This window comes from Sphingosinicella flava (assembly GCF_016025255.1).
GTDB classification, from domain to species: Bacteria; Pseudomonadota; Alphaproteobacteria; order Sphingomonadales; family Sphingomonadaceae; genus Allosphingosinicella; species Allosphingosinicella flava.
The window spans coordinates 614,490-628,293 of the sequence record NZ_CP065592.1; the positions used below are offsets into that span (position 1 = coordinate 614,490).

Annotated in this window: 16 protein-coding genes; 5 read left to right on the forward strand and 11 right to left on the reverse strand. The window is 64.1% G+C overall.

Annotated elements, in window-relative coordinates; genetic code table 11:
• The first annotated feature begins 28 nt into the window (after nucleotides 1-28).
• Nucleotides 29-1,570 (forward strand): acyl-CoA ligase (AMP-forming), exosortase A system-associated, encoded by a 1,542-nt coding sequence (locus tag IC614_RS03265; RefSeq protein ID WP_200972305.1) that lies wholly within the window; start codon nucleotides 29-31, stop codon nucleotides 1,568-1,570.
• The gene (locus tag IC614_RS03270; RefSeq protein ID WP_200972306.1) at nucleotides 1,567-2,802 is read left to right on the forward strand and encodes a pyridoxal-dependent decarboxylase, exosortase A system-associated; all 1,236 of its coding nucleotides are present in this window, start codon (nucleotides 1,567-1,569) and stop codon (nucleotides 2,800-2,802) included. The genes IC614_RS03265 and IC614_RS03270 overlap by 4 nt, the downstream gene beginning before the upstream one ends.
• Here IC614_RS03270 and truA read toward each other — a convergent pair.
• Nucleotides 2,799-3,539, reverse strand: coding sequence for a tRNA pseudouridine(38-40) synthase TruA (gene truA / locus IC614_RS03275; RefSeq protein ID WP_200972307.1), 741 nt, complete (start codon nucleotides 3,537-3,539; stop codon nucleotides 2,799-2,801). The genes IC614_RS03270 and truA overlap by 4 nt on opposite strands.
• Nucleotides 3,536-4,441: a methionyl-tRNA formyltransferase gene (gene fmt, locus IC614_RS03280; RefSeq protein WP_200973073.1), complete on the reverse strand. Its 906-nt coding sequence runs from the start codon at nucleotides 4,439-4,441 to the stop codon at nucleotides 3,536-3,538. The genes truA and fmt overlap by 4 nt, the downstream gene beginning before the upstream one ends.
• 64 nt (nucleotides 4,442-4,505) lie before the next feature.
• On the opposite strand from fmt, the gene recR reads away from it, so the two are divergent.
• Complete coding sequence (gene recR, locus IC614_RS03285) at nucleotides 4,506-5,102, forward strand: recombination mediator RecR (RefSeq protein ID WP_200972308.1); 597 nt, start codon at nucleotides 4,506-4,508, stop codon at nucleotides 5,100-5,102.
• Nucleotides 5,103-5,141: 39 nt separating this feature from the next.
• Nucleotides 5,142-5,669 carry a peptide deformylase gene (gene def / locus IC614_RS03290; RefSeq protein ID WP_200972309.1) on the forward strand — a complete coding sequence of 176 codons (528 nt, stop codon included), beginning with the start codon at nucleotides 5,142-5,144 and terminating at the stop codon, nucleotides 5,667-5,669.
• Between the two features lie 110 nt (nucleotides 5,670-5,779).
• On the opposite strand, the gene IC614_RS03295 is transcribed toward def, so the two are convergent.
• A complete protein-coding gene (locus IC614_RS03295; protein ID WP_200972310.1) occupies nucleotides 5,780-6,172 on the reverse strand; it encodes a four-helix bundle copper-binding protein in 393 nt (130 codons plus the stop codon).
• A 130-nt stretch (nucleotides 6,173-6,302) separates the two neighbouring features.
• On the opposite strand from IC614_RS03295, the gene rmuC reads away from it, so the two are divergent.
• Nucleotides 6,303-7,697 (forward strand): DNA recombination protein RmuC, encoded by a 1,395-nt coding sequence (rmuC, locus tag IC614_RS03300; RefSeq protein WP_200972311.1) that lies wholly within the window; start codon nucleotides 6,303-6,305, stop codon nucleotides 7,695-7,697.
• 16 nt (nucleotides 7,698-7,713) lie between these two features.
• Here the strand turns inward: rmuC and IC614_RS03305 are convergent, their stop codons facing one another.
• The 8 genes from IC614_RS03305 to IC614_RS03340 all read right to left on the reverse strand — a co-directional run bounded on the left by IC614_RS03305 (nucleotide 7,714) and on the right by IC614_RS03340 (nucleotide 13,664).
• Entirely contained in the window at nucleotides 7,714-8,436 is a 723-nt protein-coding gene (locus IC614_RS03305; protein WP_200972312.1) for an META domain-containing protein, read from the reverse strand.
• 43 nt (nucleotides 8,437-8,479) lie between these two features.
• Nucleotides 8,480-9,280 (reverse strand): TrmH family RNA methyltransferase, encoded by an 801-nt coding sequence (locus IC614_RS03310; protein ID WP_200972313.1) that lies wholly within the window; start codon nucleotides 9,278-9,280, stop codon nucleotides 8,480-8,482.
• A 92-nt stretch (nucleotides 9,281-9,372) separates the two neighbouring features.
• Complete coding sequence (locus IC614_RS03315; RefSeq protein ID WP_200972314.1) at nucleotides 9,373-9,639, reverse strand: HPr family phosphocarrier protein; 267 nt, start codon at nucleotides 9,637-9,639, stop codon at nucleotides 9,373-9,375.
• Entirely contained in the window at nucleotides 9,640-10,047 is a 408-nt protein-coding gene (locus IC614_RS03320) for a PTS sugar transporter subunit IIA (RefSeq protein ID WP_200972315.1), read from the reverse strand. It lies immediately after the preceding gene.
• Nucleotides 10,048-10,071: 24 nt separating this feature from the next.
• The gene (gene rapZ / locus IC614_RS03325) at nucleotides 10,072-10,989 is read right to left on the reverse strand and encodes an RNase adapter RapZ (protein WP_200972316.1); all 918 of its coding nucleotides are present in this window, start codon (nucleotides 10,987-10,989) and stop codon (nucleotides 10,072-10,074) included.
• Complete coding sequence (locus tag IC614_RS03330) at nucleotides 10,986-11,423, reverse strand: HPr kinase/phosphorylase (RefSeq protein ID WP_200973074.1); 438 nt, start codon at nucleotides 11,421-11,423, stop codon at nucleotides 10,986-10,988. Before IC614_RS03330 ends, rapZ begins: the two co-directional genes overlap by 4 nt.
• Nucleotides 11,423-12,973 carry a sensor histidine kinase gene (locus IC614_RS03335; RefSeq protein WP_264175503.1) on the reverse strand — a complete coding sequence of 517 codons (1,551 nt, stop codon included), beginning with the start codon at nucleotides 12,971-12,973 and terminating at the stop codon, nucleotides 11,423-11,425. Before IC614_RS03335 ends, IC614_RS03330 begins: the two co-directional genes overlap by 1 nt.
• Nucleotides 12,960-13,664, reverse strand: coding sequence for a response regulator transcription factor (locus IC614_RS03340; RefSeq protein WP_200972317.1), 705 nt, complete (start codon nucleotides 13,662-13,664; stop codon nucleotides 12,960-12,962). The genes IC614_RS03335 and IC614_RS03340 overlap by 14 nt, the downstream gene beginning before the upstream one ends.
• Nucleotides 13,665-13,804: the final 140 nt, after the last annotated feature.

A 13,804-nucleotide genomic window follows, 5' to 3' on the forward strand; every position in this document is an offset into this window, starting at 1 on the left:
GCAACGCGGCAACCTTTGTGGTTGGCCGATGTCGCGCTATGGACGCGCGGTGGAACCCTTGGACCCCAACCCCCGGCCGCTCGACCACCTGACGCTGCGCGGCGACCCTTCTGCCGCCGCGCTGCTGACGCGGGAAGGGTTGCTCGATTATGCCGGTTTGGAGGAAATGGTGTCGGGTCTCGCCGGTGCCCTCGCGGGCAGAGGACTTGGGAAAGGCGCTCGCGTGGCGAGCTGGCTTCCCAAGACGCGCATGACGAGTCTGCTTCCGCTGGCCTGCGCGCGGGCCGGGCTGGTCCATGTCCCGGTCAATCCGCTGCTGAAGCGCGCGCAAGTGGCGCATATTCTTCAGGATAGCGACGCCAGCCTCCTCATCACCGGCGATGCACGCGCCGCGACGCTGAAGGCGGGCGATGCGCCGGAAGGTTGCTCGATCCTCGGCGACTTCGAGGCCGCCTTCCTGCTGGAAAAAGGAGATCGGCTGCCGCCTTCCAGCGCCGATCCGGACGATCTGGCAGCCCTCCTTTATACATCAGGATCGACCGGACGCCCAAAAGGCGTGATGCTGAGCCACGCCAATCTCTGGCTCGGCGCGATCAGCGTCGCTTATTATCTCGGTCTCACACCTTCCGACCGCACGCTCGCCGTGCTGCCGCTGAGTTTCGATTACGGCCAGAACCAGCTGTTTTCGGCCTGGGCGGCGGGCGGGGCGGGCGTGCTCTTGGACTATCTGTCGGCCAAGGACGTGATCCGTGCCGTGGAACGAAACGGCATTACCGTCCTCGCGGGCGTGCCGCCGCTCTGGGTGCAGCTTATCGAGGCGCAATGGCCCGGCGCGTCAGCGCTTTCTCTGCGCAAGCTCACCAATTCGGGAGGCAAACTGCCGGCATCGATCGTGCGGCGCATGCGGGAGGTGTTCCCGGCCGCCGACATCTTCCTGATGTACGGCCTCACCGAAGCCTTTCGCTCCACCTATCTCGACCCCGCTTTGGTGGACGCGCATCCGGATTCGATGGGGCGCGCCATTCCCTTCGCGGAGGTGATGGCGATCGGCCCGGACGGCAATCCCGCCGCACCCGGCGAAACGGGAGAGCTGGTCCACGCTGGGCCGCTGGTCGCGCAAGGCTATTGGCGCGACCCGGCGCGGACCGCCGAACGCTTCAGGCCCGCACCCGCTACGTCCCGGCATGGCGGCATTGCCGTTTGGTCGGGCGACCGGGTGCGGGTCGATGAGGAGGGACTTTTCTACTTCGTCGGCCGCGACGATGCGATGATCAAGACGTCGGGCAACCGCGTCAGCCCAACCGAAGTGGAAGAGGCGGCGGTGAGAAGCGGCCTCGTCTCCGAAGCCCTCGCCTTCGGCTATCCCGACGACCGGCTGGGGGAGGCGATTGCCCTCATTGCCCGCCCCGCGCCTGACCAAGGCGCCATCGAAGCGGCTTTGCGCGATTATTTGAAGCGCGAGCTCCCCAATTTCATGCAGCCGTCAGCCTTGCTGGTGCGCGCGGAACTGCCGCGTGGGCCGAACGGCAAGCTGGACCGGGAGCGCATCAAGGCGGAGCTGACGTCATGAGCAAGCCGATGGGGCCTATCCCACCCGAATTCGCTGCCCAGCAAGGCATGCTCCGCATCGGCGGCCAGCCCGCCGACGCGCTCATCGCCGAGGCCGGAGGGACGCCGCTTTTCGTCTACGACGCCGCCATCGCGGCCGCGCGGATCGCCCGCTTCAGGTCTGCTTTCGGTGACAGTGCCGGTCTTCATTATGCCATGAAAGCAAATCCTTATCGGCCATTCCTGAATTGGATAGCGAAAGAGGTCGATGGCCTGGACGTCGCCTCGGCGGGAGAGATGCGTGCGGCGCTGGCGGCGGGGATGAACGCGCGGCATATCTCCTTCGCCGGACCGGGCAAGCGGGATGCGGAGCTTCAGGCCGGTATCGAGGCCGGCGTGACGATCAACCTCGAGTCCGAAGGCGAAGCGAATCGAGCGCTCTCCATCGCCGCGCGCCTCGGCATCTGTCCCCGTCTCGCGGTGCGGGTGAATCCCGATTTCGAGATCAAAGGCTCCGGCATGCGCATGGGCGGCGGCGCCAAGCCGTTCGGCGTCGATGCCGCCCGCGTGCCCGCCCTTGTCCGGCGCCTCATTGACGCGGGCGCCGATTGGCGCGGCTTCCACATCTTCGCGGGCTCTCAGGCGTTGAAAGCCGAAGCCCTGATCGAGGCACAAGCCGCTTCCCTCGCGCTGGCGGCCGATCTGGCCGAACAGGCCGGATCTGCGCCGCCGCTTGTCAATCTGGGCGGCGGGTTCGGCATCTCTTATATGGCTGGCGATACGCCGCTTGACGTCGAAGCCGTAGCCATCGCTCTGAAAGAGAATCTTAACAAACAGCCTCAAATTCTTGCGAACACAGAATTTATAATTGAACTTGGCCGCTGGCTTGTAGGCGAGGCGGGGGTCTATTTGACCCGGATCGTCGACCGCAAGAACAGCCACGACAAGACGTTCCTGATCGTCGACGGCGGCATGCATCACCAACTCGCCGCATCGGGCAATTTCGGCCAAGTGGTGCGGCGCAACTATCCTGTCGCGGTCGCCGCAAGGATGGGCCTCGATGCGGAAGAGGAGGTGAGCATTGTCGGCTGCCTCTGCACGCCGTTGGATCGCTTGGCCGATGATGTCATGCTTCCGCGCGCGGATGTCGGCGACATCATCGTTCTGTTTCTCGCGGGCGCTTACGGCTTGTCCGCCAGCCCCCAGGCTTTCCTGAGCCACGAACCGGCGCGTGAAATGCTGATCGGCGGCTAAGGGTAGATTGCCTCGACGAAATACAATCCGTCCGGCGGCGCATTGAAGCCGAGCGCGGCGCGGTCCCGCGCCTTCAGGGCGCTTCCCAAATCCTCCGCGCTCCAGCTGCCACGGCCGACCAGTTCCAGGCAGCCCACCATCGACCGCACCTGGTGATGGAGGAAAGAACGCGCCGCCGCCTCGATCTCGATCGTGTCGCCCAGCCGCCGCACATCGAGCCGGTCCAAAGTCTTCAACGGACTGTCCGACTGGCAGTGCGCGGACCGGAAAGTCGTGAAATCATGTTTGCCGACAAGCAGCTGCGCCGCATCGTGCATGGCCGCCGCGTCAAGCGGAACCTTCACCTGCCATGCCCGGCCCGCTTCCAGCGCGAGCGGCGCGCGGCGGTTGACGATGCGATAGATGTAACGGCGCCCGACACAACTGAACCGGGCATGCCAGTCATCGGGCGCTTCCTGCGCCTTCAAAATCGCGATCGGGAGCGGGCGGAGACGCGCGTTGAGCGCTTCCGAAAGCCGGAACGGGGTGATGGGCCGCTCAATATCGGCATGGGCCGTCATGGCGCGGGCATGCACCCCCGCGTCCGTCCGTCCCGCAGCATGGAGCACGCTTTCCTCGCCCGTGATCGCGAAGACCGCCTCCTCGATGGCCTGTTGGACGGAAGGGCCGTGCGCTTGGCGCTGCCAGCCCATGAATGGGCGGCCGTCAAATTCCACGGTCAAGCGAAAACGGGTCACTCGATCCGGATTCCGGCGGGAATGTGGAGGCCGCGCAGAAATTCTTTTGGCGTCATGACGGCACGTCCGGCGCGCTGAACCAGCCGGGGAGCAATGGCGCCGACGCCGCAGGCGATCGTCAATTCATCGTCGATGACGGCGCCCGCATCGCCGCGTTCCGCCACCGGATCGGCGGCGAGAATCTTGATCCGTTCCCCCGCATGCTCAAAGAAGGCGCCGGGCACGGGATTGAAGGCACGAATTTGCCGTTCCACCGTCTCCGCGCTTTGGCTGAAATCGATCCGCGCCTCGGCCTTGTCGACCTTGGCGGCGTAGGTGACGCCTTCTTCAGGCTGTGGGGCAGGGGAGAGATGATCAAGCCCCTCCAGAGCCTCAACCATCAGGGCCGCGCCGATTTTCGCCAATTCCTGCGTCAACTCGCCGGCGCTCTTCCGGTCGATCGGCGTTTCGCGCGTGAGATACATGGGCCCGGTGTCGAGGCCTCTTTCCATGCCCATGATGGTGACGCCTGTCACCCTGTCGCCGGCCAGGATCGCGCGCTGCACCGGCGCCGCGCCGCGCCAGCGGGGAAGAAGCGAACCATGGACGTTGAGGCAGCCATGCCTTGGTGCGTCCAGGATCGGCACCGGAAGGATCAGTCCATAAGCTGCGACGACCGCGGCATCGAGATCGAGATCGCGAAACCGTTTCTGCGCATCCTCGTCCTTCAGGCTCAGCGGCGTGCGCACCTCGATGCCCAGCTCTTCCGCGCGCGCTTGCACCGGAGAGGGGCGGAGCGCCTTGCCCCGGCCGGCAGGGCGCGGTGGCTGGCTGTAAACGGCAAGGACATCATGTCCGGTCGCAGCCAAGGCGTCGAGCGTCGGCACCGCGAAATCCGGTGTTCCCATGAAGGCGATACGCATGAAGCGTGAAATAGAGGCTTGTTGGCCCTTGGCAAGCACGGCCTTGCCGCCATAAGCGTTCGCCATGGCTTCTCCTGAGATCGATGCGCTGACCCAGGCGCTGGCGCGGCTTCCCGGCCTCGGCCCGCGCTCGGCCCGCCGGGCGGTGCTGCATCTGCTGAAGAAGAAAGAAACCGCGCTGTCGCCCTTGCTGCGCGCGCTGGAAAGCGTGAATGATCGGCTTGCCATATGCGGAACATGCGGCAACGTAGACACGACCGATCCTTGCTTCATTTGCGCCGACACACGGCGCGATGCTCGCTTGCTCTGCGTGGTGGAGGATGTCTCGGACCTGTGGGCGCTTGATCGTTCCAGGCTCTTTCCCGGTCATTTTCATGTTCTTGGCGGGCGTCTTTCAGCCTTGGAGGGAATAAGGCCGGAGGATCTCTCCATCGATAAATTGATCGGCCGCGTATCGGCTGGCGGCATAGATGAGGTTGTGCTCGCGATGAATGCGACGCTCGAGGGGCAAACCACGGCGCATTACCTCGCCGAACGGCTGGAAACGTTCCCGGTACGCCTGACCCAGCTCGCCCACGGCCTCCCGGTCGGCGGAGAACTCGACTATCTCGACGAAGGCACGCTCGCCCAGGCGCTACGCGCACGGCGGCCCGTCGCCTAAGCGCTTGACCGCAAAGCACGGCCTTCCTACCTCGCGCTCATGGCCATCCTACCCATCATCGAGACGCCCGATCCGCTGTTGCGGCAGATTTCCACGCCTGTCGAAGCCGTGACGGACGAGACGCGTGCGCTCATCGCCGACATGTTCGAGACAATGTATGCGGCCCCCGGCATCGGCCTTGCGGCCATACAGGTCGGGGTACCCAAGCGCATCCTTGTCATCGACCTTCAAGAACCGGAAGAAGAGGGCGGCGAACCGGTGAAGAAGCCCTTGGTTTTCATCAATCCCGAAATCGTCCGGGAATCCGAAGATCATCAGCTTTATAACGAAGGCTGCCTGTCGGTGCCGGACCAGTTTGCCGAAGTTGAACGCCCCGCCGAAATCCGCGCGCGCTGGCTCGATGAGAATGGCACGGCGCACGAGGAAGATTTGGACGGCCTCCTGGCGGTGTGCCTGCAGCATGAAATGGATCACCTCGAAGGCATTCTCTTCATCGATCACCTGTCGCGCCTGAAACGCGATATGCTGCTGAAGAAGCTCGCCAAGGCACGCAAACTCGCGGCCTGACTGTCGATCCAGTGACCCACCGTCATTCCAGCCAAAGCTGGAATCCATACGGAACTTGCCGCCCGCACTGCCTGGACTCCAGCTTTCGCTGGAGTGACGTTAAGTTTTGGTCAGAAGGTCTCCAGCGCCTTCCGGCAATCGTCCGAACATTCCCGGCACATTTCGGCACACCGGCGGCAATGGTCGGTATCGTGCCGCGCGCATTCCTCCGCGCAGAGGTCACAGGCGGTGATGCAAAGCTGGAGCGCTTCTTGAAGCAGGATTTCGTTGCTGCCGGTTCGGCGTGTCGCGACTCGCGCGATCATGGCGCAGACGTCGGCGCAGTCCAAGCATAGCCGAATGCATTGGCGCATATGGTGGACGTCCGATTCCGCGGCGCATGCGTCGGCACAAGACGTGCAGATGACCGAGCAGAACATGGCATGCCGGACGGCCGTCGCCAGCGGTTCGTTGAGATTGCCGGCGACATCGGGGTGGGCGGCGATCATCTTGGCGATGGACATATATGCTCCCTCACTTGCCGTCCGCCCGCACCCACGAACGGAGCGCGGCCTGTGAGGTTCCGGAAAGGCTTGAGAGCGCGACGTAACTGCTCTAGGTTCGCATTTCGTTCCAAACTTGCGGGGAAGACGGATGGATCCCTTTTTGCTTGTGGCTGCGGCATGTGCGGTCGTTGCGGCGCTTGGGCTAGGCTGGGCCATCGGACGGCGCGAGGCGGCTGCCTATCGCAAGGAGCGGGACGAGAGGCTGGAAGATTTCCGGCGCGCTATCACCGATCTTGCCGCCGCCGAGGAACGCGCGAAGGCCGTCCCGATGTTGCAGGAAGAGCTTGCTCATGTCCGGGAAGAGGGACGGCGCGCGCAGACGGAACTGGCGCGGATCACCGCCGGCCAGATCGAGCGCGATCGCGCCTATGAAGCGCGGCTCGCGGAACTGAAGGACGCGCGCGACGCGATGTCGGCGCAATTCAGCGAGGTGGGCAACAAGCTCCTCGGCGAGGCGCAGAAACAGTTTCTGGAGCGCGCCGACGCCCGCTTCCACCAAGCGGGCGAGAAGAGCGAAGAGAAGTTGAAGGCCCTTTTGCAACCAGTCGAAGCCACGCTGAAGCGGTATGAGGAAGGCCTGACCCGGGTCGAGAAGGAGCGGGTGGATCATTATGCCGGTCTTCGCGAAGCGGTCGAATTGGTCCGTCAAGGGCAGAGCCAGGTTCGCGACGAAACCGCGCGGTTGGTCAATGCGCTGCGCTCCAGCCCCAAGGCGCGCGGGCGCTGGGGCGAACAATCGCTGCGCAACGTCCTCGAACAAGCGGGCCTGTCGCCTTATGCCGATTTTCAGATGGAAGTCTCGGTCGATACCGAGGACGGGCGGCTACGCCCCGATGTGATCGTCAATCTGCCGGGCGGGCGGAAGATCATCATCGACGCCAAATGTTCGCTGAACGCCTATCTCGACGCATCGGAGGAAGTGGATGAGGCGGTGCGGGCGGGCCACCTCAAGGCGCATGCGGGATCGATCCGGACCCACGCCATGCAGCTTGGCGGCAAGGCTTATTGGCAGCAATTCGGCGATGCCGCCGATTATGTCGTCATGTATATTCCCGGCGAGCATTTCCTGACCGCCGCGCTTGAGCAGGATGACGGCCTATGGGAATGGGCGTTCGAGCGCCGCGTTCTTCTTGCGACGCCGACCAATCTCGTTGCCATCGCGCGGACGGTGGCGAGCGTATGGCGGCAGGAAAAGCTGGCCGAGGAAGCCGCCGAAATCGCCCGGCTCGGCAAGGAGCTTCACGCCCGCCTCGCGACGATGGGCGCGCATGTCGTGAAACTGGGCCGCAACCTGGGCCTCGCCAACGATGCCTATAACAGTTTCGTCGGTAGCCTGGAGAGCCAGGTACTGACCCAGGCCAAGCGGTTCGAGACGCTCGAAGTGTCCGGCGGCGCGAAGGAGATCGAAGCGCTGCCGGTGATTGACACCGTTCCGCGCGCGCTGACCAAGCTCAGCGGTGAAGAAGCCGAAGCGGCGGAGTGAAGCGGGCTGCCGGCGATCAGATCGCGCGTTGCAGGACCATGGATCCGCCTGGGCTCGACAGGATCAGCGTGTTGCCGTCGCGGAAACGCAAATTGGATGGCTGGCTAAGGACTGCGATCGCCCCTTGCTCATGCTGCATCAGCGGCGGCGAACAGGCCATTTTGGTTGACGCGACCGGACCGGCGTTAAGAATAAAATTGGCGACGGTGTAAGCGGCGGAAAACGCATTGCATCCTGCTTTTCCAGACAAGCGTTCGCCCGAAAAGTGGATGAAGTAAGCGCCGTTGCGCGGCATGGCTTCGCCATTCAGGCTGACAATCGACCAGCGTGTTTCCGCGAGGTCGGCGGATGGCAATATGTCGCCGCCGCAACCGCGAAGGGTCTTCCCGTCCGCTTCCACCATCACCGTGTCGGCGAAGACGCGGCCGCTCATGCCGTCATTGCACCGCAGATGGGTGATGTCGACGATCAGCGAATGCCGGGCGGTACGCGACTCGTAGCGATGGCCGTTGAACGTCGTTCTCGGTTCCACGCGCGGCACGGTGAAGCGCGTTTCGCCATAATCGCCCTCATAATCGATCCGCTCCCCCGCGATCGTCACCGTCCAGCCCGGTTCGGTTCCGAGGGCGCGATACGTCGCCGATGACGGCGGCGGCGGAGCGGGTGCCGGATTGGGACCGTAGGCGGAACAGGCGGCGAGCGTCAGAGCCGCGCCGAGCGGGGCGAGGAAAATCTTCATGCCGGCCAAAGCGCCCAAGCCTCTTTCCGGTTCCACAAACCGGTCAACGCGGGCGTCGCTGGTTCAGCACTTCATAGGCCATGACGGCGGTGGCGACGGCGGCGTTGAGGCTGTCCGCCTTGCCGAGCATCGGCATTTTGACGAGCAGGTCACACTCCGCCTCATAGGCTTCGGGCAGGCCCTGCGCCTCGTTGCCGACGAGCAGGAAGGTCGGGCTTTCATAGCGGGGCGTTTGATAATCGATATCGGTCTGCAGGCTCATGCCGACGAGCTGGCCGGGGCCGGAGCGCAGCCAGGGCACGAACTCTTCCCACGATGCCTGGACGATGCGCTGGGTGAAGAGGGCGCCCATCGAAGCCCGGACGGCCTCCACGGAGAACGGGTCGACGCAATCGTCGATAAGGATCAGGCCCCCGGCGCCGACCGCGTCCCCCGTGCGCAGGATCGTGCCGAGATTGCCCGGGTCGCGAAGCGACTGGGCGACGATCCAGATGTTCGCGGCGGTGCGATCGAGAGAGTCGAGTCCGCCCGGGAAAGCCGGATAAACGCCCAGCACAATTTGCGGATTATCCTTGCCCGACATCTTATGGAGGATGTCCGGCGTTGTTTCGATCACTTCACCGCCTTGCGCCTCGGTTTCGGAGATCAGAGTGTCGAGCAAGGGATGGTGCTGGCCGATGGCGTAAAAGAGAATCTCGGGAAGAAAGCCCTCCTCGCGCGCCTCGGTCAGGATGCGCAGCCCCTCGGCGAGGAAATGCCCTTCACGACGACGATTCTTTTTGTCGCGAAGCCCGCGCACCTGCTTGACGAGCGGGTTGGAGAAAGCGGTGATCTGCCGGGGCATTTTCTAGTGCTCCGGCGAAAGCCGGAGCCCGGTTTCACAAATCGGCGCCGCTGAACTCCGGCCTGCGCCGGAGCACAAAAATGTGGAGATCATCATTCCTCGTGAAACTTCGCCTCGACGAGCTCCGCGAGGGCGTGGACGGCCGCTTCGGCGCCGTCGCCCGAAGCGCTGATCGTGATCGTGTCGCCCATTGCGGCGCCGAGCATCATCAGGCCCATGATCGACGTGCCGCAGACACGCGACCCGTCCTTTTCCACCTCGACGCTGGCGGGGAGGGAGGCGGCAAGCGTCACGAATTTGGCGGATGCGCGGGCGTGAAGGCCGCGGCGGTTCAGGATATCGACGGTCCGGCTCGACATTCAGGCCGCAGCCTCGCCCAAGATTTCGGACGCGACGGAGATATATTTGCGCCCGGCATCGCGCGCCGCGGCAACGGCGGCGCGAACGTCCATCGTCTTGCGAGCCCCCTCAAGGCGGATCAGCATGGGCAGGTTGACACCGGCAATGACCTCCACCTTGTCGGATTTCATGAGTGAAATCGCAAGGTTGGAGGGCGTTCCTCCGAACAGGTCCGTAAGAATGATGACGCCGCTGCCATCGTCCACATCGGCGATCGCGGCGGCGATATCGTTGCGGCGCCCTTCCATGTCGTCCTCGGGCCCGATGCAGATGGCGGCGATCCGATCCTGCGGTCCGACGACATGCTCCATGGCCGTCACGAATTCCGTGGCGAGCCGCCCATGGGTAACCAGCACCAAACCGATCATCGATACACCTTGAAACCCATTCCTCTACCGGGCGGGGCCGTTATCCTCGACACCGTCGCGCGGGCGGCTGGCCAGATCCCGATGTTCCACCGTGGGGGAAAATCCCGCCGCGCGCAACCTCGACGCCATACGCTCCGCCACATGAACGGAACGATGACGACCGCCCGTACAACCAAAAGCGATCGTGACATAGGACTTTCCGGCTGCTTCATAACGCGGGACGAAAGTGAACAGCAGCGTTTCCATCTGTTCCATCGCTTGCGGATAAGCGGGATCGCGGGCGATATAATCGACGACTTCCTTGTCTAGCCCCGTCATCGGGCGGAGCGTACGATCCCAATGCGGATTGTCGAGGAAACGCATGTCGAAGACATTGTCGGCATTGCGCGGAAGGCCACGCGCGAAACCGAACGACATGACGTGCAGCGTCGGCGCCGCGCCAGCGCTCGTGAAACGCTGCCGGATCTGGGCCTGCAGGGCGGGTGCATCGGTATCGGTGGTGTCGATGACATAATCGGCATGCGCGCGGAGCGGCTGCATCAGCGCCCGTTCGTCGGCAATGCCATCGGTGGCGGGACGGTCGGGGGCGAGCGGGTGACGGCGGCGGGTTTCGGAATAACGGCGCAGCAGCTCCGATCCCGCACAATCGAGGAACAGCAAGTCGATGGGATAGTCTCCATCGCTCGTCAGCGACTCGATCTGCTGAACGACATGCGCGGCGTCGAAATCCCGGGTCCGTGTGTCGATGCCGATGGCAAGCGGGCGGCCTGCCGTGCCGCTGCCGGTCGCGGGCGGCGTCGAAAGCAAGTGAGAGAGAAGGGAGAGCGGCAAATTGTCCACTACTTCCCAGCCGAAATCCTCAAGCGTGCGCAGCGCCGTCGATTTGCCCGCGCCCGAAAGCCCGGTGACGAGAAGGATACGCTTGGGCGGCGGGCTGTTCACGCCACGCCCAGGCCAAACATGCGGAGGGCCAGTTCGACCTTGATCGGCGCGGAATTCTCAAGCCCGGCAAGGGCGATGCGGGGAACGTCGATCCCGGCGATGCGGCGCATCGAAGGCTCCGGCATGCGTTCGATGCGGTCGTCCAGTTCGACGATCAGCCCTACGGGCACGTCTTGCGCCGCCGGATAGTCGACGATGCCGATGCCGCGAACCTCGATCCTTCCCCGAATCGTATCCGGCGCCGAAGCCAGGAGCTGGCCATTGGTTCGCCGGAAATAAGTATAATCGTCGCTGACTAAAACGCCCCCCCGATCGATCAGGCGAAGGCCAAGGTCCGATTTTCCCGATCCCGAACGGCCGCAGATCACGACGCCGCGCCCCCCGATCGCGACCGTCGTGCCGTGAATGGTTTCGGACGAAAGCGCTGTTCCAATCATGCCGTCACTCCCGGAAAACGGATCACGAAGCGGGCGCCCTTGCGCCCGTCGTGCCGGTCTTCCACCACGATCGCCCCGCCATGGCCATCGACGATGGCACGGGCGATGGCAAGGCCGAGGCCGGAATGGCCCCCGAACGCCTCATTGTCAGGCCTGATGGAATAGAAGCGGTTAAAAATCGCCTGACGCTTGTCCTGAGGCACGCCTGGGCCTTCATCCTCGACGGTCACGATCACTTCCCGGTCAACAGTCGTGGCGGCGATTTCGATGAGGCTGCCGGGCGGCGCGAAGGACAAGGCGTTATCGACGATATTGTCCAGCACGCGGGCAATGCGGGATTCTTCGCCCATGATGACAGCCGTGCCCTTGCGCGGCCGGGCGAAGGCGAGGGCGACTTGCCCGCTTTCGGCGCGTGGTTCCCACAAAGCCATCAGCGATTCGATCATGCTGCCGAGATCGACGGGCTCGAAACGGGCCCGCGACAATTCCGCGTCGAGCCGCGATGTTTCCGCGATGTCGACGATCAACCGGTCGAGCCGCCGCACATCGTCGCGCACGACGTCGAGCAATTGCTGCCGAAGTGCGGCATCGTCGACCCTCTCCAGGCTGTCGACCGCCGATCTGAGCGATGCGAGCGGATTCTTGAGCTCATGCGTGACGTCGGCGGCGAAGGCTTCGGTCGCATCGATGCGCGACCGGAGGGAGTGCGTCATGTCGTGCAAAGCGCGGGCGAGAAGCCCGATCTCATCGCGTCGCGAGGGGAGAAGCGGAACGTCCACTTCCCGCGCCCGGCCGAGGCGCACACGATGCGCGGCACGGGCCAACCGCCGCAGCGGCTTGGCGATAGTCCTAGCGAGAAAGATGGAGAGAAGAACGGAAAGAATGATCGTCGAAATGAGGACGACGCCAAGCGTCAGCCGCTCTGCGCGAACCGCCGTACGGACATCGCGGGCGTTGACGGTGAGGAGCAGGACCGAAGAGCCGTCGTTCGACACCGGCGCGGCGGCGGAGAGGAAGGGGGTGCCTTCCGGCGCCCGGCGGATCGCCGTGGCGACGCGGCCCGACGCGAGTGCGGTTCGCGCTTCCGGCCAGACCGCCAGCCCATCTTCGAGGCCCGGTTCGAACGGCGGAAGATCGCGGCCGCCGACAATCGCGTCGAAGCCACGGTCTAGGAGGCGCGCGATATCCTTGGGCCAGGGTTCAACCTCCGGATCGCGGAGGTGATAGGTTGGCGGCTGACCGTCCCAGCTGTCCATCACCTTGCCTTCCCGGCCGTAAAGGCGCAGCCGCGTCCCGGACTTGCGGCCAAGCGCGGCGAGGAGGGCCTGACGCTCGCTACCCGGCACCGCCGCTACGGCGGTCGCGATCATCTCGACCTCGGTTTCCACTTGCGCAAGGCGCGTCGAAAGGATGCGGCCGCGGAAGCTGTCGAGGTAGAAAAGACTGCCCGCCAGGATAGCGAGCGCAAAAATGTTGACCGCCAGGATCCGGCGCTTGATCGATAGACGGCCGGACCAGCGAACGGAAAGGTCGTCACTCCTCGGCAAAGCGATAGCCTACGCCGTAAAGTGTCTCGATCGCGGAAAAATCGTCGTCGATCGCCCGGAATTTGCGGCGCAAACGCTTGATATGGCTGTCGATCGTCCGGTCATCGACATAGATGTCCTCCTGATAGGCGACATCCATCAGCTGGTTGCGCGACTTGACCACGCCAGGCCGCTGCGCGAGCGCCTCGAGGATCATGAATTCCGTTACCGTCAGGGTGACATTCCGGCCGTTCCATGACACGCGGTGGCGGGCCGGATCCATTGTGAGGCGGCCGCGGACGATCTGCGCAGGCTCCGGCGCCGCCTCCTCATCGGATGTTCGCCGTGCCTCGCTGCGGCGAAGAATGGCGCGGATGCGGGCAATGAGGAGGCGCTGGGAAAAGGGCTTGGCGATATAGTCGTCGGCCCCCATGGCGAGGCCCAGCGCCTCGTCCAGCTCGTCGTCCTTGGACGTGAGGAAGATGACGGGAAGCTCGCTCTTCTCGCGCAGGCGGCGCAGCAATTCCATGCCGTCCATTTTCGGCATCTTCACGTCCAGCACGGCAAGATCGGGAGGATTGTCGGCAAAAGCCTTTAATGCCGCTTCGCCATCCGAATAGAGACGGGTTGTGAAGCCTTCGGCCTGAAGCGCGATGGAAACGGAGGTCAGGATGTTCCGATCGTCGTCGACAAGCGCGATCACTTTCGACATGGGGACGCCTCCGCTCTCATGAGCTTCGGTCTTAATGAATAGGCGTGCCAGCGGCAACCGCCCGCGCAGGACGCCGCAGGCGTAAAAACCGTAAAAATCCGTTCCCTTTGACGCCGCTTATTCCCTCCTATATGCGCCTT